Genomic DNA, 18,765 nt, shown 5'->3' with positions numbered 1-18,765 from the left:
AGGAGGTGCGGCACCCGTCGTGTAATGTATGGGGCGTGACGCCGCATCTTCTACAAAGTTGTATAGAAAAAACAGAAACGATGGAGCAAAAGATAAAAGTATTGTTGGTCGAGGACGAGGCATCGTTGGCCATGATCATGAAGGACACGATGGAGCCTATGGGCATGAGTGTGACGCTTGCTGCTGACGGCGAGGAAGGACTGCGTGCGTTTTTTGCCGACAAGCCCGACGTGTTGATCGCTGACGTGATGATGCCGCGTATGGACGGCTTTGAGATGGTGAGGCGTATCCGTGAGCACGACAAGTTGACACCGGTGCTCTTTCTCACCGCCCGCTCATCGGTCAACGACGTGGTCAATGGTTTCAAGATGGGTGGCGACGACTATCTGAAGAAGCCGTTCAGTCTGCAGGAACTCTTGGCGCGTGTCAGCCGATTGGCTGAGCGACAGCAGCTCTATCGTCAGTCCTCATCATCGGAGTCGGAAGATGGTGACCGCTGGATAGACATCGGAAGCTATCGCTTCAATCCCGTCACACAACAGTTGGCGTGGCAGGAACATGTGGAAGAACTGTCGCACCGCGAAGCCGAGTTGCTGCGGATGTTGGCAGAACACGCCAATGAGGTGGTGGAGTCGCGCGCCATCCTCTTAGCCTTGTGGGGCGACGATACGCTTTTCAACGGGCGCAGCCTGCAAGTGTTTATTACCAAGCTGCGCCATCGCTTAGAGCGTGACCCGCAGCTGCGCATCGTCAATGTGCGTGGCATCGGTTACAAGCTCATCATCACTTGACGAGCTTTTGTTTCATAGCCTTTGAAATAACAAAAGTAAATTGAAGGAACAAACAGAGCATCCATAGTCTGAGCGTTTTCAGACCATGGATGCTCTTGCTGTTTTGAATAGAGTAGGATGGACTACATGCCCATTTTGCTTGTCGGTGAGTCTTTCTTTTGTGAGTCGTTGAAGTCGTTGTTGATCTTCGAACTGTACTGTCCGAACTGCTTCTTTGTGTTGCCGAAGTTCCATTTCACTGACAGGGCTAAGACCTGTAGGGGGATGGAGACGTGGGTATGGTTGCTGAAGTCGGCACCGGCACTGTGCTGGTTGATGATCAGGTGGCTGCGGAGCGGGTTGGCATAGCGGGCCGAGAGCTCTAAGCGATCCTTGAGGAAGGTACGGGTGAGTGAGGCGTTGAAGAACTGCATGCCGCTGTTGTAGCCCATGAGGTTGTACTGGCGTGTTTGGGCGAAGAGTCCGAATGAACTCTTGATTTTCCATGGCAGTTGCTGCTCCAGTCCGACATAGGCGTTGCCTGACCATCCCCAGTTGTGATAGTCCAACTCTTTGGCTTTCCAGTCACCGTAAGACACGTTGCCGCTGAGCATCAGCGTGGAGTTCTTGCAGGCTGCCCAACGGATGAAGGCATCCACGTAGGTGTTTCTGCTCTTGCCGTTGTTGGCGTAGGTGCTGTTGTATTTGTTGTCGGCATCCACGAACTGGTAGTTCTCTATCTCATTGCCGATGTAGTCGTGGCTGAGGCTGACGTTGAACATCACCTTCGGCATGAAGAAGTTGTAGGCCAGCGTCACGTTGTGCGACTTCACCACGGCGAGTGACGGGTTGCCGTAGGTAAGCGCTGTCGGGTCGGTGCGGTCGGTGTAAGGGTTGAGCTGGCTGATGCCCGGTCGCGAGATGCGCATGGTATAGGTCAGACCGAGGTTGGACATCGGTGTGATGTTGTAGCCGATGCTTCCCGAAGGCACGAGGTTGCCATAGTCCTTATGGAAGTTGCGGTCGCTGTGCTCAGCATATTTCACGCTCTCGAAGGTATGCTCGTAGCGCAGGCCGAGGCGTGCGTTGTACTTCTCCTTGGTGAGCTTATACTGTGCATAGCCTGCCACGATGCTCTGCAAGTTGCGGTAGAGCATGCTGCCGGCGTCGTTGAGCACGTCGTTACCGTCAACGATGTCGTAGAGTCGGCTGTCGCTCTTGTTGTGTCGGCTGATGAACTTCGTGCCCGTCTCCAGCGTTTGTCCTTTGCCAAGGTCCAAGGTCAGGTCTGCCTGTCCGGTGTGGCTGGTGCCCCACGTACGTGAGTCGGAGAAGAGATCGGTAAGGGTGAGTCCCGTCACACCCGACACATTATTATATATAGTCCATGTACGGTTACGGGCCGGGTTGTAGTCGAAGAGATAGCTCAGCGTCAGCGATGAGGTATGGTCAGCGTTGAGCCACCGCTGATAGTCGGCACTGGCATTGGCGCCCATAAAGCGGTTGCGTTGGTTGGAATTGTAGACATAGCTGAAGCCATTGCCGTAAGGGCCTCCCGAGAAGGAGTTGCGCGGTTGCATATTCTGGTTGGTGTAGCCGCCATTGACACCGGCACTGACGTTGATGGTGCTCAAAGAGTCGAGGGCGTAGCCTAAGGTGAAGTTGCCAAAAGAGAAGGGATGCTTCTGCTTGAACTCCACGTCTGTGGTCTGCAGCGACTCACCGAGAGAAGTCTGTTGCAGACGGGTGTTGGTCACCTTGAGGTTGCCAAAGTCCTGCCAGGCAAACATGCCCATGGCGCTGTAGGTCAGCTTGCCATGCTGTCCGCCGATGTAGGCATTGGCACGCTCGCCCTTGTTGCTGAGGGATAGCTCGACATTGCCGTTGTAGCAGTTGCTGCAGTCACTGTTGGGTTGTCCGCTTTGGTGCACCAGCTTGATGTCGAGCACGCCACTGGTACCCTCAGCATCGTATTTGGCACCCGGAGAGGTGATGACGTCGATGCTCTTCACCATGGAGGCAGGCATCGACTTCGCCACTTGTGAGAAGTTGTTTTGGAACATCTGGTTGGGCTTGCCGTCGACATAGACCTTGAAGTTGGAGGATCCTTTCACGGTGACGTTGTCTTGTCCGTCCACGGTGACCATAGGTACCTTGCGCAGCATGTCGAGGAGCGTCATGGTCTTGGCGTCGGCGTCCTGCTGTACGTTGTAGGTCATCTTGTCGGTCGTCATCCTGACGACGGGCTTTTGCGCCACCACCTCTACGCCTTGCAGGTCGAGGCTGTCGTGGATGCCTTGGAGCTTGAGGCTGTCGGCGGTGTTGACCGGAGCCTGGGCCAGGGCGGCGAGAGGGGAGAACGAAAGGAGAGTGATGGCAAGCGCCTGCTTGCCTTTGATATTGTTTTTCATTGTCTTGCTATTGTTTTTTGGTGGGACGCTGCAAAGCAGCGTCTTACTGAACAGAGGCTACCGCTTCCTTGAGCTCTTCCCAAGAGATGTCGAGGAGCTTCATTTGGCGGGCAAACTCGGGGAGGACGGTCTTGAGAAACGTCTGACGCCGTGTCTGCTTGATGTGTCGCTGCGCATCTTCCGCTACGAAATAGCCGAGGCCGCGCTTGTTGAAGATAATCCCTTCCTGAGCGAGCTGGTCGTAGGCTTTGACCGCCGTGTTGGCATTGACGCCGAGCGTGGCGGCATATTCGCGCACGCTGGGTATGCGGTCGAAAGCTTTGTAGACGCCCGCGAGGATCTCGTCGCTCAGGCGGTCGGCTATTTGCAGATAGATGGCTTTATCATTGTTGAATGCCATATACGTGAGTGTTATGAAAGGTGAGGCTATTTGCCAAGTTGCAGTCTGTCGGTGTCGATGTCACCGCTTCCCGATACGCTCTTTTCGAGCGACTGCAGTGTTCCGGAGAGATCGATGTCGCCGCTTCCCGAGATGCTGATGTCTGCATGGCCGCAGTGGTCGAAGTCGAGGCTGCCGTCGCCACTGCCGGCGATGGTGAGCTTGGTCGTCTTTACCTTAGCGAGTTTACTCTTGATATCGCCACTACCGCTGATGCTGAACGAGGCGTTGCTGGCTTGGAGCGTGCCGGTCTCGATGTCGCCGCTTCCGGCAACGGTGTAGGTGAGGTTGTCGGCGAGTGTGACGTTCTTCAGGTGGCTGTCGCCGCTCCCTGCGATGGACAGCGTCAGGTTCTGCCCAGTGATGTCAGTCTCGGCATAGAAGTCGCCGCTTCCCGCTGTGGAGACATCGGACAGTGAGGGTGCGCTGATCCACAGTTCGGCATCGTCTTCGTAGGTGTTGATGTGGAGAACGGTGATGCCTTTCTGCTTACGTTCTTCCTTCTGTGTGATGACGAGCTCTCCATGGCTGGAGGTGATGGTATGGGTGGCGTACCAACGCGGAGTAGCTTTCAGTACAACCTTGTAGGTGTTGGATTGCGTAAAGTGGATGTCACAGCTTGTGTAGTTCTTGATGCTTTGGAAGTCGCGGAGGTTGAGGGTATAGGACTTCGTGGGCTCATCACTGTTGTTAACTTTCTCGATACGGCAAGCGGAAACAGAAAGAATGGCCACAAGGGCGATAAACATAAATGCTAACTTTTTCATGGTGATACTTTTTTAATGATTGAAAGATGTTGCTGAGCATCGTCTTACAAAACGAAATGGTTGCCTTTTATTTGTTGATCCATTGGTTGTTGATGACCTGCAGACGGGTGTAGCGGCGGAAGGCGAACCAGTAGCAGAAGATGATGAGGGCGATGCTGACTACGAAGTAGAGGGCTTTCCACCATGCGTCGTAAAGGATGATCGTGTAGCCACTGTTGATGAATTCAGAGAGAAGGTTCGCTGCCAAAGCACCAAGCATGAGGAGCGCGATGCCGAGACCCATCCACGTAAGGACAGCCATCACGAGTGGATGCTTGTGGTAGATGCTGCCGAAAAGCAGGAAGCAGGCGTGCTGCGTGATAGTTCCTAAGAGAATCACGAGGAAGCCTTCAACGGGGGATGGGTCGCCATTGAGATTGGTATAAAAATGGAAGATGCCATTGCCGTTGTTGAGGCCTTCCGTGAGTGCGCTGGTAGCCCACTGTGCCGCGTCGCTGTTGATCATCAAGCTCATGAGATATTGCAGCACGTCGCCGGCAAAGAAACCCGCGATGGCGGCCAGCGGCATGGCAACCACGAGTACGAGGTAGCGGGCGATGAACTTCTCTTTGTTGGAGGCAGGGAGCATGAAGTTGTTGATGCGCTGTTGACGGCTTCGGAGGCTGGAGAAGATGAGCGCACCGCTGCAAAGCAGATAGGCAGACAGCGCTACGGAACTGATGATGCCCATGGTGTAGGCACTGCTCGACGACGACTTGAAGACGAGCGTGAGAATCTGTGGAATGACAACCAGGCCGAAGAAAGTCAGGGCCATGGTGGCTATTTGACGTTTGCTGAGCAGCAGCTCCCAACGGAGCACTTGCAGAAATCGTGACATAGTAATGTATAATGTATAGTGTATAATGAATAATGTATAAATAAGTGCTAAGCACTAAGCATTTCCGAGCTTTCCGCTGATCGTAGCGTTGAAGAGCAGCTCCAAGTCTACTTGCGTCTCTTCACCTTCGCCACGTGGCATGATGACGGCGTTGCCTTGCAGTGTGGGTTCGGCGTAGAGCACCGTATTGTCCATCTCCTGCGGCGAAAGGTAGCGGAAGGCATAGCGACGAGAGATGTCTGCGATGGAGCTGTTGAGCAGCACGCGGCTTTGGTTGATGATGACCACGTGGTCGAGCAGACTCTCGATGTCGTGTACCTGATGGGTGGAGATGATGAGCGTACGGTTATCCTCCATGTAGTTGGCCACCACCTTTCGGAAGAGTGCTTTCGACGGGATGTCGAGTCCGTTGGTCGGCTCGTCCATCATCAGTAGGCGGGTGCCCGTGGCAATGGCGAAGCTCATATACACCTTTTTCTTTTGTCCCATGGACAGCTCCTTGAGGTTGGGACGTGCCGGCATCTCGAAGTCGGTGAGGCATTTGGCCAGCAGGTCATCGCTGAAATGAGGATAGAAGGCGCGCATCATGTCGGCGAAGGCTTCAAAGCTCATGTCGGGCATGGCATACTCCTCAGGTACGATGAATACTTCCTGCAGCATTTCGGGAAGGCGCAACCGGCTTTCCATGCCGTTGACCGTCACCGTGCCACTGTCGGGTCGGAGCAGTCCACTGATGAGATAGAGTAGGGTGGACTTTCCCGTGCCGTTCTTGCCCAGCAGTCCGTAGACGCTTCCGGGTTGCAACTGCAAGGCGAAGTGGTCAAACACTTGGTGCTTGCTGCCCTGATAATGAAAACAGAGGTCTCTTACATCAATCATATTGTTCTTACGTTTAATTGTTACCTATATTAGTGTACTACTTTAATAGTACACTGCAAAGATACTATGATTGATTTGAAAAGACCAAATATTTTGGCAATAAAATGCTTGTCTTTGGTGTATATTTAACTTTTATACAGATAATAATGGCATTTTCTTTGCTTCTGTTAACTATTTTGTAAGAAAGGTCAGAGCGCGATCATGCGAAGAGTAAGCTGTGGTTATGGTGCGAAAAAGGGGTTGTACCACGTTTGTGGTATGCAATATGACGTGAATATGCGATTTCAATGATGGAAAATTCGTCGTACCTTTGCATCGTGAAAAAACAATAGATGTAGAACCGCCGAACGCAACATCTTATATATTATATAAGTGTTGAGGGAAGCATAAAAAGTAAATGACTATGAGCAACGAGAAAAAGCTTCATTTCGAGACACTGCAACTCCACGTAGGCCAAGAGCAGGCCGACCCCGCAACCGACGCGCGTGCCGTACCTATCTACCAGACCACCTCTTATGTGTTCCACAACGCGCAGCACGCCAGTGATCGTTTTCACTTGAAGGATGCAGGAAACATCTATGGCCGTCTGACCAACACCACTCAGGGAGTTTTTGAGGATCGCGTTGCCGCACTGGAAGGCGGTGTAGGCGGCCTGGCCGTAGCCTCGGGTGCAGCAGCTGTAACTTACGCCATCACCAACTTGGCATACGCTGGTGACCATGTGGTGGCAACAGATACCATCTACGGCGGAACCTATAATCTGCTGAAGCACACGCTGAGCAAGTATGGCATTGATACAACATTTGTCAACCCAGACGATTACAATGCATTGGAGGCGGCCATTAAGCCTAACACCAAACTCGTATATATTGAGACCCTTGGTAATCCGAACTCCAACATCAGCGACATTGAGCGCTCTGCAGCCATTGCCCACAAGCATGGTATCCCCTTGGTGATCGACAACACTTTCGGCACACCATATGTCATCCGTCCTATAGAGCACGGCGCCGACATCGTGGTACACTCCGCCACTAAGTTCATTGGTGGTCACGGCTCATCATTGGGCGGAGTCATCGTCGACGGTGGTAAGTTCGACTATTTCCAAAACGACAAATTCCCCGGTTTCACCAAGCCCGATGCTTCTTATCACGGCCTTGTCTTCGGCAAGCTGCCTGCTCCTTTCGTGACCCGCGTGCGTGCGCTGCTGCTTCGTGACGAGGGTGCCTGCATCTCTCCGTTCAACGCTTGGGTATTGTTGCAAGGTTTGGAGACTCTGTCGCTGCGTGTAGAGCGCCACGTCTTCAACACGCTGAAGGTCGTCGACTATCTTAAGACACAGCCACAGGTGAAGAAGATCAACCACCCGTCGCTTCCCGACCACCCCAACCACGACCTCTACGAGCGCTATTTCCCCAATGGTGCCGGAAGTATCTTCACCTTTGAGATTGATGGCAGTCAGCAGAAGGCTTGGGACTTCATCGACCATTTGAAGATCTTCTCAGACTTGGCCAACGTGGCCGACGTGAAGTCGCTGGTCGTACATCCCAAGAGTACCACACACTCCGAGTTGAGTGAAGAGGAGGCTTCTGAGCAGGGTATCTTCGACGGCACCATCCGTCTGAGCATCGGTACCGAGCACTATGAGGATCTCATCGCCGACCTCGACCAAGCTTTTGAAGCCGTCAAGAATGAGAAGTAGGCTTAAGCAACGATTTCCTTTGTCAAGAATTAGGGAATTGAAGATTCTCTTTTATCAAGATTTGTAGACTTGAAGTATTAGAAATCATTAAAAAGAAACACATTATGGCAAGAATATATAAGCAGATCACAGACCTGATTGGTCATACACCTTTAGTAGAGCTCAACAAGTACTCGGCTCAGCGTGGCCTGGAGACTCCAGTGCTGGCCAAGGTAGAGTTCTTTAATCCCGGCGGCAGCGTAAAGGACCGCATCGCCCTGGCAATGATCGAGGCCGCTGAGCGCGACGGCAAGCTCAAGCCGGGAGCAACGATCATCGAGCCGACCAGTGGCAACACAGGTGTAGGCTTGGCCCTGGTATCAGCCGTGAAGGGATATAAGCTCATCCTCACCATGCCCGAGACGATGAGCATCGAGCGCCGCAACCTTGTGAAGGCCTACGGTGCACAGGTGAAGCTCACCAGTGGCAAGGACGGAATGCCGGGTGCTATCAAGGCTGCAGAGGAACTGCGCGACTCTATCCCCGGCTCGGTCATCCTTGAACAGTTTGAGAATCCCGCCAACCCGCAGAAGCACTATGAGACTACGGGTGTGGAGATCTGGGATGACACCGACGGTAAGGTCGACATCTTTGTGGCTGGTGTAGGTACCGGCGGTACCATTTCCGGCATCGGTCGCAGACTGAAGGAGAAGAACCCCAACGTGAAGGTAATCGCCGTGGAGCCGACAACTTCGCCGGTGCTCAATGGCGGCAAGCCTGGTCCGCATAAGATTCAAGGCATCGGTGCAGGCTTCGTGCCTAAGACCTATGACCCGAAGGTTATCGACGAGGTGTTTGACGTGGATAACGACGCTGCCATCCTCGCTGGCCGTCAATTGGCCCAGCAGGAGGGACTGCTCGTGGGTATCTCTTCCGGTGCAGCTGCCTATGCTGCCACAGAGATCGCCAAACGTCCCGAGAACAAGGGCAAGACAATCGTGGCACTGCTGCCTGATACCGGTGAGCGCTATCTCTCGACAGTACTCTATGCCTTCGAGGAGTATCCGCTTTAACGACATCGTTTTCTCGTTTGCATCATTGCATACACTTAGGGTCCGCTGCCAGTAGTCTCACTTCCAGGAGACTGGGGCGTGGACCCTTTTTTTCATGCTCATTGATCAGTGATGAAGAGTTGAAGCAAAGAAGAAGACTGATAGAAAGCCAAAAGGCACTGACAGGGATGCTGTCAGTGCCTTTTGATGATGATAGCTTAGAGCTTTGTTTATGCTGGAGTGACCATGATGAATGTGCGAATGATCCAATAGCAGAAGATACCGCCTAAGTAGCCTAAGGCAGCTATCCAGCTCACATGCTTCATATACCAGCCAAAGGTGATCTTCTCCAGTCCCATGACCACTACACCGGCAGCGGAACCAATGATGAGCATGGAACCACCCACACCGGCACAGTAGGCGAGCAACTGCCAGAAGATGCCGTCGACAGCCATGTCGCCTGTCGGTGCCACAGGATACATGCCCATGCAACCGGCCACCAAGGGTACGTTGTCAACAATACTCGACAGCACACCGATGATGCCCGTCACAGCGTAGTGGTTGCCGTCGAAGGCTACGTTGAGGCCTTTGCCGATAGAGGTCAGCACGCCTGTCTGCTCCAAGCTGGCCACGGCCATGAGGATGCCGAGGAAGAAGAGAATGGTCGACATGTCGATGCGGTGAAGCAGGTTGACCACCCGCTTCTTTGTTCCGTGAGTCTCGTAGGATGTGGAAAGGTTGCGGTAGAACAACTCGGTGGTAATCCATAGTACACTCAGCACGAGCATGATGCCCACGAAGGGAGGCAGACCGGTGATACCTTTGAAGACGGGGACGAACATCAGACCGCCCACACCAATGCAGAACACGGCAGCACGCTGGCGGTGCCCCAGTTCCTGTTCTTCTGTCTCCACGGGTGCATCGGGACTGTCGATATCGTCCAGGTCACCATGGAGAGAATATTGCAGGATGAATGCCGGGATGACCATCGACACAATAGAGGGAATCGTGATCTCGGAGAGTACGCCTAAGGCAGTGATGACACCCTTGTTCCACAGCATGATCGTTGTCACGTCGCCGATGGGCGAGAACGCGCCACCGGAGTTGGCGGCAATGATGACGAGTGAGGCATAGATGATGCGATCCTTGTGCTCTTTCACCAGTTTGCGCAGAATCATGATCATTACGATGCTCGTGGTGAGGTTGTCGAGGATAGCAGAGAGGAAGAATGTCAGGAAGGCGATGCGCCACAGCAGTGTGCGTTTGCCTTTGCTCTTCATCACGCCACGCACCCAGTTAAACCCACCGTTCTGATCCACGATTTCCACGATGGTCATGGCTCCCATGAGGAAGAACAGTGTTGTGGAGGTGTCGCCTAAGTGCTCGGTGATGGCAGTGCCTGCCTTGTTGATGAGTTCCTGGCCGCTGAATCCCGGCAGATAGCTTCCCGGGTCGATCATGAACAACGTCCAGCAGACCACAAACATCAGCAGGGCTACGGCGGCTTTGTTGACTTTTGTCACGCTCTCCAGGGCAATGAACAGGTAGCCCACGCAGAACACGACAACAATAGCGATAGTTAATGTTGACATAAGCGTTACGTTTTTATGCTTTCTCTGTAATATAGTTAACCAAGTGCAAAGATAATCATTTTTCTAAAAGCAAGAGGCGAAAAAGCCAAATATTATGCTTTTCCGCCTCTGTTGTATCTGTTTTGTCATTTGGTGTTTATCCGTTTGATATGTCCCAGAAGCGTTCCTGACCACTCAAAGGCATACCCAGTTTCTCTCATTGCCAAAGAAAGACAATGGAAGCTATTGGTTAAAGGATGATGTTGCTGCCGAGCTGTTTGGCCAGAGCGTTGCGCATGGTCTGCAATTGTTGGTAGCGCGTCATCAGTTCTTTGAGTTTGCCGATGTCCTTGGTGCTTTGTGCGATCTCGGCCTGCACCTGTTTCAGTTGTGCCTCGACATAATCTTTGCGGAAGTCAAGCATCAGGTGCATGGCCTGGTTGCGTAGGTCGTCGGTTTCGTTCTCCATGCGTTGCTCCAGTTCTTCTTTGTTTTTCGGTGCTTCCTCCTTCTCGATGAGATGGTACTTGTCGGCTGTCATGTCGGCGGCAAGTTGTGCGATGGCGATGTTGTCGTGGTGGAGGAAGTAAGACTCAGCCTTGAATCCAGGTTCCGCACTCTTCTGTGCTGCTTCTTGTAGGATGCGGTTGTAGACTTCGTTTTGGAAAGAGAGACTGTCGGTGGTGAGACTATAGTGGATATACTGTGCCACGGTGAGCGAGTGGAGCTTACCCTCATCATCCTCCACGTTGTTGAGGATGATATGTTCACCATGCTTGATGATGAGTTGGATGATCATGCTCTCTACCTGAGTAGCCTGTATTTGCGGTGTAACGGGCATTGCGTGCTGTACGCCGGAAGTTTGTGCGGACACGGTGCTGTCTCCGGGAACAGCCGAACCGGGTGTACCGTTTTTACGGCTACGGATGAAGTTGTTCATCTGATTGATGAGCGTAGCCTCACCGATGCCGATGCGCTGTGAGCAGTCATGGATGTAGGTGTCGCGGAGAATCTGGTTGGGCACCATCGACACGGACTGTACGATGGAGCTGATGGCATCGGCGCGTTTCTTCGGATCGGTTTCTCCACGCAGCATCAAGTCGGTCTTGAACTGGATGAAGTCGGCCGAGTGGTCTTCGATGTATTTCCGGAAGTCGGCGGCGGAGTGAGAGCGTGAGAACTCGTCTGGATCCTGTCCGTCTGGCAACAGCAGCACTTTGAGGTTCATGCCTTCAGAGAGGAGCATGTCGGTGCCTCGGAGAGCGGCGTGTATGCCGGCGGCATCACCGTCGTAGATGAGCGTGATGTTCGAAGTGAAGCGGTGGAGTGTGTGGATCTGGTGCAGGCTGAGAGCAGTACCTGAGTTGGCCACCACGTTCTCGATGCCGCATTGGTGCATGGCGATGACGTCGGCCTGCCCTTCAACCATGAACACGCGGTCTTCTTTTGCTATGGCTCGCTTGGCCTGCCAGATACCATAAAGCTCGTGGTCCTTATGAAAGATGTCGCTGTCGGGCGAGTTGACATATTTTTGATTGACGCCTTTTGTGCGGCTGTCGAGTACGCGGGCTGTGAAGCCCACTACTTTTCCACTCACGCCAATCCATGGGAAGACTACGCGTCCGGCATAACGGTCGATCAGCTCACCACGGTCGGTGCGGTAGCAGATGCCCGTTTTGAGCAGATACTCTTCTTTATAGCCTTTCTGCAGAGCGACACGGGCCAGGGCATGTCGGTCAGAGATGTCGAAGCCCAATTGGAACTTCCGGATGATATCGTCGCGGAAGCCCCGACTGCGGAAATACTGCATGCCGACAGCCACGCCGTCGGCATGGTTGTGGAGCAAGTCCTCGAAGTATTTTGCTGCCCATTCGTTGACGATGAACATAGACTCACGCTGGCTCTGCTCTTCTTTTTCCTTATTGGTGAGCTCTCTTTCGTGGATCTCGATGTGGTATTTGTTAGCCAGCCAGCGCAGAGCCTCGGGATAGGTCATCTGCTCGTGCTCCATGATAAAGGATACGGCGTTGCCGCCCTTGCCACATCCAAAGCAGTGGCATGTGCCGCGGGCAGGTGAGACATAGAACGATGGGGTCTTTTCGTTATGGAACGGGCAGAGACCTTTGTAGTTGGCTCCTGATCGCTTGAGCGTGACAAATTCGGAGACAACGTCAACGATGTTGGCGGCTTCCTTGATTTTCTCTACTGTCTGACGGTCAATCATGGTTCAGTGTTAGAACGAAACAAGCGTATAGAGATACATCACAGCTGCAGGAATAGCCATCAGGCTTGAGTCGAAGCGGTCGAGCATGCCGCCGTGTCCCGGCAGGATCTTGCCGCTGTCCTTGATGCCCAAGGTGCGCTTGAAGAGACTCTCCACGAGATCTCCCCATGTGCCGAAGACCACGACGACGAGTCCCAGTCCTGCCCATTGCCATTCGTTGAGCTGATAGATAGGGCTCTCGTTGGCGAAGAGTCCGATGACGAAGGCAGCGATGATCACGATGACACCGCCACCGATGCTCCCCTCCCAGGTCTTTCCCGGTGAGATGCGTGGGAAGAGCTTGTGCTTTCCAAGCAGCGAACCTGTGCAGTAGGCACCGGAATCGTTGAGCCAAAGGAAGATGAAGACGCACAGCGGCAGGAGCATGTTGTAGTGCACGCCCGTTGCATCGGCGTTGACTTCGAAAGCCAGAATATTGATCAGCGACAGCGGCATGGCGATGTACATTTGTCCCAACATAGTATATGCCATGTCGGCCACTGCGTTTTTGTTGCCTGTATACAGTTCGCTGATAAGCAAGTAGACGATGCTGAGGATATAGGGAACCATCACCACGAAGTTGCTTACCAGCCCAGTGCGCCATCCGGCTACGGCGAGGAAGAAATAGACGCCGGCCACTGTGGAGATGAGGCGGTTGACTTGCACGTCTGCTACGAAGTTGTTTACCAGTCCGGTGTACTCCCAAAGGGCGAGAGCTGTTATGAGGGCGAAGAGTGCCACCATTGTTGTGGGAGTGAGAAATCCTGCCACCATGACGATGACAAAGAGCACGCCAGTGATGGTGCGGATAATGAGATTGAGTTTCTTGTCGTTCATCGTATTGTCGTTTAAGTTGTGTAATAGCGTATGGGCGCACCCATAGAGGCGCGCCCATACCTTATTTATAATGTATTAGTCAGCCTGCTCAGCGTCGCCTTTTTGTTCAGTGTTGGCGTGAGCGTCAGCCTCTTCAGCTTGCTTCTGTTTCTCGGCAGCTTCGTGCTCGGCCTGTGCCTTTTTCACCTCGTCGGGCATGTCCTCGAGTTTTGGCTCAGCAGCCTTGGCCTTTTCTGCCTCAAGCTTGTCGTTTTCTTCCATGAGCTCCTGAGAGCGGCTCACCCATGGGCGCTTGCCAAAGATTTTCTCTACGTCCTCGGCATAGATGACCTCCTTGGAGAAGAGCAGCTCGGCGAGTTGCTTATGACCTTCCTTATGCTGCGTAAGGATGTTCTTGGCACGCACATACTGTTCGTTGATCATCTTCAGCACCTCGTCGTCCATGATCTTTGCGGTGGTCTCGCTGTAGGGGCGTTGGAACTGATACTCCTGATTGTTGTAGTAGCAGATGTTCGGGAGCTTGTCACTCATGCCCGCATAGGCCACCATGCCGTAGGCACTCTTTGTAGCGCGTTCCAGATCGTTCATGGCGCCGGTGGATATATGTCCGGTGAAGAGATCTTCGGCGGCGCGTCCTCCGAGCAGTGCACACATCTCGTCGAGCATTTCCTCCTTCGTGGTGATGACGCGTTCCTCGGGCAGATACCAGGCGGCACCGAGAGCCTGTCCACGCGGAACGATGGTCACCTTGACCAATGGATTGGCGTGCTCGCAGAACCAACTGATGGTGGCGTGTCCTGCCTCGTGGATTGCGATGGAGCGCTTTTCTTCTTTGGTCATCACCTTTGTTTTCTTCTCTAGTCCGCCGATGATGCGGTCTACGGCATCGAGGAAGTCTTGTTTGGTGACGTATTTCTTGTCGTGACGGGCAGCGATCAGGGCAGCCTCGTTGCACACGTTGGCAATGTCAGCACCGGAGAATCCAGGAGTCTGACGCGCCAGGAAGTCGATGTCGAGACTGTTGTCGGTTTTCAGAGGCTTCAGGTGCACTTGGAAAATAGCCTTGCGCTCAGCCATGTCGGGCAGGTCGACGTGGATCTGACGGTCGAAACGTCCTGCCCGGAGCAAAGCCTTGTCGAGCATGTCGACACGGTTGGTGGCAGCCAGCACGATGACACCCGAGTTGGTGCCGAAGCCATCCATTTCGGTGAGCAGTGCGTTGAGCGTGTTCTCGCGCTCGTCGTTTCCACCCATAGCCGGATTTTTCGAGCGTGCACGCCCCACGGCGTCGATCTCATCGATGAAGATGATGCATGGTGCTTTCTGCTTGGCTTGGGCGAACACGTCGCGCACGCGGCTGGCACCCACACCGACGAACATCTCTACAAAGTCGGAACCTGACATCGAAAAGAAAGGTACGCCGGCTTCTCCGGCCACAGCCTTGGCAAGCAAGGTCTTACCTGTTCCCGGTGGTCCGATGAGCAGGGCACCTTTAGGAATCTTTCCACCCAGGTCGGTATATTTCTTCGGGTTCTTGAGGAACTCCACGATTTCCTGCACTTCCTGCTTGGCGCCTTCCTGTCCGGCAACGTCCTTGAAGGTGATTCCGAGCTCACCGGCTTTTTCATAGAGCTTGGCTTTGCTCTTGCCAACGCTGAACACGCCGCCGGCGCCACCCGTGCCGCCGCCCATGCGTCGGCCTATGAACCACATGAGCACGAAGAAGATGATCAGCGGCGAGAGGTTGATGATCAGCGACATGATGTCGCTCGTCTTGGCGTTGTCGTAGCTGTAGCTTGCAAACTTGCCTTTAGCCTGCTCGGCAGCTAAGTACTTGTCGAGCTCGTCGACGGAGCCGAACTCTACATTGACGTAGGGGTCGTTGCCTGTCTGTTGTGCAGTCTGTTGGAATACGTTTTGGATATACTTAGGCTTGACGTACATTTTCAGCGTGTTGTCGTTTTTGTTGACGACGATACGCTGGGCATAGCCTTTCTCCACGTAAGTCTTGAAATCACTGTATTTGGCATCCTTGCTTGTGCCTGCGGCCTGCGCCAGGGAGTCGCCTCCGCCGGTGAAGAAGAGCACGGCAAGGCCAATGAGCACGATGATGTAGATCCAGTTCATGTTGAACCGTGGCATCTTCGGCTGATTGTTGTGCCTTGGAAATTGATTGCTGTTTCTGTCCATTTCTGAGGAGTAGAATTGTTATGTATGTTAGGATTGTCTTGTCTGTCGCTTAGTCCACGTCGGGCAGTTCGGTGAGTTTGGCATCTTCCCAGAGGTTCTCCAGGTCGTAGAACTCTCGGGCTTCCGGCATGAAGATATGCACGAGCACGTCGACATAGTCAATGGCCACCCATTGGTTATTGCCCAGTCCGTTGACGCCAACAGGTTTCTCACCGGTTTCCTTCCGGCAGATGTCACCGACGCTTTCGGCGATTGCCTCCACCTGTGTGGGCGAATTGCCCTGGCAGATGACAAAGTAGTTGGCGATGGCGCCGTCGATGTGGCTGAGGTCAGCAATGACGATGCGCTGTCCTTTCTTCTCTTGTATGCCCTTTGTGATGGACTTTACGAGATTTGTTGCTTCTGTCATGTATCAGTTTAAACTTGGTATACCTTATTAATATATATATGCTTCGAAATGCAAAGATACGGGATATTATCGAAAGAAAGTAGCCTTTCGATGTTTATTTGATATTTTTTAGGAAGAATAAGTGGGATACAGAGAGACTTGGAGGATAGGAAGGTGTGTTAAAAGAGGAGAAAATGCATTTTTTATAAAAAAAGTCTTCAAAAGTTTTGGTGATTCAAAAAAAGTCCGTACCTTTGCACTCGCAATACAGAAGCAAGGGAGTTGCTTCTAAAGCAATTGAAAATTGGGATATGGTGTAATGGTAACACAACAGATTCTGGTCCTGTTTTTCCTGGTTCGAGTCCGGGTATCCCAACAAAAGATCGCTGAATAGCTAAGCTGTTCAGCGATCTTTTTTTGTGCTTGTCTATAGGGGGGCAAGGAGAGATGGCGTCACGACATATCGTGACGAACAGAACAAGGAAAACCATAACACCGGAGCACGGAGCCAGAAGAAGAAGGCTCTGCTCAATGCCGGAACACATGGCCGGAAAAAGGAGGCTCCGCTCAATGCCGGAACACGTAGGCCTGAAAAAGAAGACTCTGCTCAACGCCGGAGCACGGAGCCAGAAGAAGAGGGCTCCGCTTTACCGAAACAAACTGAAGTTGACGCTGCCGTAGTGGCGGTGGTCGATGAAATGAGGATGCGACTCAAAAGAGTGGTCTTTGCCGTGTTCCAGGACGAAGATGCCTTCGGGAACCAGCAGATCGTGCTCGAAGATGAGGTCGGGCAGGGTGGTGAGCTGCTCAAGTGCGTAGGGAGGGTCGGCAAAGATAAGATTGAATTGCTGGTGACAGGATTTCAAGAATCGAAAAACGTCGCCACGGATGAGCAGGTTGTTGTCTGCTCCAATTTTCTTCATGCACTGAGCGATGAAGCGTGCGTGGTCGCGGTCGGCCTCCACGCTGATGACCTGGGCGGATCCCCGTGAGAGCATCTCCAGCGAGATGCTGCCAGTGCCGGCGAAGAGGTCGAGAGCGGTGATGCCGTCGAAGTCGAGGTAACCGCCGAGTACGTTGAAGATGTTTTCCTTGGCAAAGTCTGTAGTGGGTCTTGCCTTGAAGGTACGCGGCACGTCGAAGTGCCGGCCTTTATAGATGCCTGTGATGATTCTCATTGCTTTCTTTGTGATCAGGGTGAATGTTGTATGACGGGCCTAAGGGAGCTTTTGGTTCAAGACGGACAATAGTCGGAGTTAGAGCGTTACTATACCGAAGGTCTATCCTTGTTGAACGTTACAATGTCGAGGAGCTTATCCGAGATAGAGCGTGACCATGTCGAGGGGGATGCCTTTGATGTCGGTGATGGCGGCCCGGTTGAAGTCAGCCTTTGGGTTGATGAAGGATACCTTGGACAAGTATTTTTGTAGCATGGCGGTGAGGTCTTCCTTTTCGCGGATGTCTCCTGCGAGGTAGAGTTCGTCGGCTCGCTGGTCCATGGCGAGTTGCTTCCAGATGAAGAGGAGAAAAAAGACAGCATCCTGCCACTCTTTAATGGGATATTGATTGGCGAAGACAAACCTGTTTCGCTCAAAGCTGAATGCCTCCATCTTTCCGTCGTGGAAGTGTGCATAGAGTTTGCGGCGGCTTGAGACGAAGCTGCGGCGGTGCATGTAAGTCCATACGGGGCGCATGAGCGCGATGAAGCGCACATCGCTGTAGTGGTCCTCCACGACGAGCCGTAGGTCTTTGTTCAGTGCGAAGAGTGCCACGGCATTGAGGTCGGGAAGGATGTTGCTCTCCACGGCGTATCCCTCGTAGCCCGTGATGGCCTGGTGATAGAGTATGTCGTTTTTTGTCTCGTCATATTCCTCTATAGGCACAATCACCACGGGTGTGTCCACAAGCACCTGTGCCCTATGTGTAGACCTTTGCAAGATGTCGGCAGTCTTGAAGGCTTCGCGCAGGTTGGCGGCCATTGACACACCGCTTTTTGCCGTGTAGGGCTCATAGATGATGTTGTGGGGATGGTCGGTGTCGGCGATGGCAAAGATGAGAGAGCCCTTGCTCACACGAATGGTCATACGGGGCGAGAGTCCCTGAGGTGTGGTATTGTTGTTGTCTTGCATAGCTTATTCCCAGTTACCGGCGTTGTCGTTGGGTTGTGTGGTGTCGCCGAATTTCAGTCCGGGGAATCGCCCAGACTTGTTGGCGGCCTGCGTGAGATTGTCGATATTGTTTTTGTCGAGTCCCTTGAGATATTCGTCGTAAGCGGCGCTGCACTCCATGAGCGGTATCTGCCGTCCACTTTTTGCGATGGTCGTAGTGGCGTCGATGGAGAATCGCTTGCCGTCGGAGTAGGGAATATACTGCAGGGAGTCGGCAAGCAGTCCGCTTTTGACCAGATTGCCAAAGTCAGCCGTGTAGACTCCGTAGCGTAGGCGGTATTTCTCCTCGGCGGTGCGTATCTTCACCAATCGTTCCTTGACGGTTTTTTCCCTTATCTGCTGTTGATGCTCGAAGCGCATGGGCGAGCTGACGCTCAACACGCACAGTACAGCCAGGGCGAAGACGCAGGCAAGGAGCCCGTAAGTGTTTTTATGTTGAATGTTCATCTTTCTCGATAATTATTGCTACCTTTGC

General features: G+C 53.0%; 16 protein-coding genes and 1 tRNA gene. 4 read left to right on the top strand and 13 right to left on the bottom strand.

Going from position 1 to position 18,765, the window contains the following annotated elements:
- The first annotated feature begins 80 nt into the window (after nt 1-80).
- A complete protein-coding gene (locus FYJ73_RS09665) occupies nt 81-791 on the top strand; it encodes a response regulator transcription factor (RefSeq protein ID WP_154534517.1) in 711 nt (236 codons plus the stop codon).
- Between the two features lie 122 nt (nt 792-913).
- Here the strand turns inward: FYJ73_RS09665 and FYJ73_RS09660 are convergent, their stop codons facing one another.
- From FYJ73_RS09660 to FYJ73_RS09640, 5 genes are all read right to left on the bottom strand, one after another.
- A complete protein-coding gene (locus FYJ73_RS09660; RefSeq protein WP_154534516.1) occupies nt 914-3,181 on the bottom strand; it encodes a TonB-dependent receptor domain-containing protein in 2,268 nt (755 codons plus the stop codon).
- 43 nt (nt 3,182-3,224) lie between these two features.
- Entirely contained in the window at nt 3,225-3,581 is a 357-nt protein-coding gene (locus FYJ73_RS09655) for a GntR family transcriptional regulator (protein WP_154534515.1), read from the bottom strand.
- Nucleotides 3,582-3,607: 26 nt separating this feature from the next.
- Nucleotides 3,608-4,387, bottom strand: coding sequence for a GIN domain-containing protein (locus tag FYJ73_RS09650; RefSeq protein ID WP_154534514.1), 780 nt, complete (start codon nt 4,385-4,387; stop codon nt 3,608-3,610).
- A 67-nt stretch (nt 4,388-4,454) separates the two neighbouring features.
- The gene (locus FYJ73_RS09645; RefSeq protein ID WP_154534513.1) at nt 4,455-5,264 is read right to left on the bottom strand and encodes a hypothetical protein; all 810 of its coding nucleotides are present in this window, start codon (nt 5,262-5,264) and stop codon (nt 4,455-4,457) included.
- Nucleotides 5,265-5,318: 54 nt separating this feature from the next.
- Nucleotides 5,319-6,143, bottom strand: coding sequence for an ABC transporter ATP-binding protein (locus tag FYJ73_RS09640; protein WP_154534512.1), 825 nt, complete (start codon nt 6,141-6,143; stop codon nt 5,319-5,321).
- A gap of 403 nt (nt 6,144-6,546) precedes the next feature.
- Between FYJ73_RS09640 and FYJ73_RS09635 the strand changes: the two genes are divergently transcribed.
- Both FYJ73_RS09635 and cysK read left to right on the top strand, forming a co-directional pair.
- Complete coding sequence (locus FYJ73_RS09635; RefSeq protein ID WP_154534511.1) at nt 6,547-7,842, top strand: O-acetylhomoserine aminocarboxypropyltransferase/cysteine synthase family protein; 1,296 nt, start codon at nt 6,547-6,549, stop codon at nt 7,840-7,842.
- Between the two features lie 104 nt (nt 7,843-7,946).
- Entirely contained in the window at nt 7,947-8,894 is a 948-nt protein-coding gene (gene cysK / locus FYJ73_RS09630) for a cysteine synthase A (protein ID WP_154534510.1), read from the top strand.
- Nucleotides 8,895-9,103: 209 nt separating this feature from the next.
- Here cysK and nhaD read toward each other — a convergent pair whose 3' ends face one another.
- From nhaD to rsfS, 5 genes are all read right to left on the bottom strand, one after another.
- Nucleotides 9,104-10,465, bottom strand: a complete 1,362-nt coding sequence (gene nhaD / locus FYJ73_RS09625; protein WP_154534509.1) for a sodium:proton antiporter NhaD — start codon at nt 10,463-10,465, stop codon at nt 9,104-9,106.
- Nucleotides 10,466-10,694: 229 nt separating this feature from the next.
- Complete coding sequence (dnaG, locus tag FYJ73_RS09620) at nt 10,695-12,668, bottom strand: DNA primase (RefSeq protein ID WP_154534508.1); 1,974 nt, start codon at nt 12,666-12,668, stop codon at nt 10,695-10,697.
- Nucleotides 12,669-12,677: 9 nt separating this feature from the next.
- On the bottom strand, nt 12,678-13,544 hold the full coding sequence (locus FYJ73_RS09615; RefSeq protein WP_154534507.1) for a phosphatidate cytidylyltransferase: 867 nt from the start codon (nt 13,542-13,544) through the stop codon (nt 12,678-12,680).
- Nucleotides 13,545-13,619: 75 nt separating this feature from the next.
- A complete protein-coding gene (ftsH, locus tag FYJ73_RS09610; protein ID WP_154534506.1) occupies nt 13,620-15,734 on the bottom strand; it encodes an ATP-dependent zinc metalloprotease FtsH in 2,115 nt (704 codons plus the stop codon).
- A 49-nt stretch (nt 15,735-15,783) separates the two neighbouring features.
- Nucleotides 15,784-16,143, bottom strand: a complete 360-nt coding sequence (gene rsfS / locus FYJ73_RS09605) for a ribosome silencing factor (protein ID WP_154534505.1) — start codon at nt 16,141-16,143, stop codon at nt 15,784-15,786.
- Between the two features lie 284 nt (nt 16,144-16,427).
- On the opposite strand from rsfS, the gene FYJ73_RS09600 reads away from it, so the two are divergent.
- Nucleotides 16,428-16,498 (top strand) — tRNA-Gln (locus tag FYJ73_RS09600).
- Nucleotides 16,499-16,769: 271 nt separating this feature from the next.
- Here FYJ73_RS09600 and FYJ73_RS09595 read toward each other — a convergent pair.
- From FYJ73_RS09595 to FYJ73_RS09585, 3 genes are all read right to left on the bottom strand, one after another.
- Nucleotides 16,770-17,300: an RsmD family RNA methyltransferase gene (locus tag FYJ73_RS09595; protein ID WP_154534504.1), complete on the bottom strand. Its 531-nt coding sequence runs from the start codon at nt 17,298-17,300 to the stop codon at nt 16,770-16,772.
- Between the two features lie 135 nt (nt 17,301-17,435).
- Nucleotides 17,436-18,251: a DUF3822 family protein gene (locus FYJ73_RS09590; protein ID WP_235899309.1), complete on the bottom strand. Its 816-nt coding sequence runs from the start codon at nt 18,249-18,251 to the stop codon at nt 17,436-17,438.
- A 3-nt stretch (nt 18,252-18,254) separates the two neighbouring features.
- Nucleotides 18,255-18,737 carry a hypothetical protein gene (locus tag FYJ73_RS09585; protein ID WP_154534503.1) on the bottom strand — a complete coding sequence of 161 codons (483 nt, stop codon included), beginning with the start codon at nt 18,735-18,737 and terminating at the stop codon, nt 18,255-18,257.
- Between the last annotated feature and the right edge of the window lie 28 nt (nt 18,738-18,765).

The sequence above is a fragment of the Hallella mizrahii genome, from assembly GCF_009695775.1.
GTDB lineage: Bacteria > Bacteroidota > Bacteroidia > Bacteroidales > Bacteroidaceae > Prevotella > Prevotella mizrahii.
This window is presented reverse-complemented; position numbering and strand designations above follow the sequence as displayed.

Bases quoted from the DNA above. Each gene is read 5' to 3' on its own strand.
- FYJ73_RS09665 (WP_154534517.1), top strand. From the start codon at position 81: ATGGAGCAAAAGATAAAAGTATTGTTGGTCGAGGACGAGGCATCGTTG.
- FYJ73_RS09660 (WP_154534516.1), bottom strand. From the start codon at position 3,181: ATGAAAAACAATATCAAAGGCAAGCAGGCGCTTGCCATCACTCTCCTT.
- FYJ73_RS09655 (WP_154534515.1), bottom strand. From the start codon at position 3,581: ATGGCATTCAACAATGATAAAGCCATCTATCTGCAAATAGCCGACCGC.
- FYJ73_RS09650 (WP_154534514.1), bottom strand. From the start codon at position 4,387: ATGAAAAAGTTAGCATTTATGTTTATCGCCCTTGTGGCCATTCTTTCT.
- FYJ73_RS09645 (WP_154534513.1), bottom strand. From the start codon at position 5,264: ATGTCACGATTTCTGCAAGTGCTCCGTTGGGAGCTGCTGCTCAGCAAA.
- FYJ73_RS09640 (WP_154534512.1), bottom strand. From the start codon at position 6,143: ATGATTGATGTAAGAGACCTCTGTTTTCATTATCAGGGCAGCAAGCAC.
- FYJ73_RS09635 (WP_154534511.1), top strand. From the start codon at position 6,547: ATGAGCAACGAGAAAAAGCTTCATTTCGAGACACTGCAACTCCACGTA.
- cysK (WP_154534510.1), top strand. From the start codon at position 7,947: ATGGCAAGAATATATAAGCAGATCACAGACCTGATTGGTCATACACCT.
- nhaD (WP_154534509.1), bottom strand. From the start codon at position 10,465: ATGTCAACATTAACTATCGCTATTGTTGTCGTGTTCTGCGTGGGCTAC.
- dnaG (WP_154534508.1), bottom strand. From the start codon at position 12,668: ATGATTGACCGTCAGACAGTAGAGAAAATCAAGGAAGCCGCCAACATC.
- FYJ73_RS09615 (WP_154534507.1), bottom strand. From the start codon at position 13,544: ATGAACGACAAGAAACTCAATCTCATTATCCGCACCATCACTGGCGTG.
- ftsH (WP_154534506.1), bottom strand. From the start codon at position 15,734: ATGGACAGAAACAGCAATCAATTTCCAAGGCACAACAATCAGCCGAAG.
- rsfS (WP_154534505.1), bottom strand. From the start codon at position 16,143: ATGACAGAAGCAACAAATCTCGTAAAGTCCATCACAAAGGGCATACAA.
- FYJ73_RS09595 (WP_154534504.1), bottom strand. From the start codon at position 17,300: ATGAGAATCATCACAGGCATCTATAAAGGCCGGCACTTCGACGTGCCG.
- FYJ73_RS09590 (WP_235899309.1), bottom strand. From the start codon at position 18,251: ATGCAAGACAACAACAATACCACACCTCAGGGACTCTCGCCCCGTATG.
- FYJ73_RS09585 (WP_154534503.1), bottom strand. From the start codon at position 18,737: ATGAACATTCAACATAAAAACACTTACGGGCTCCTTGCCTGCGTCTTC.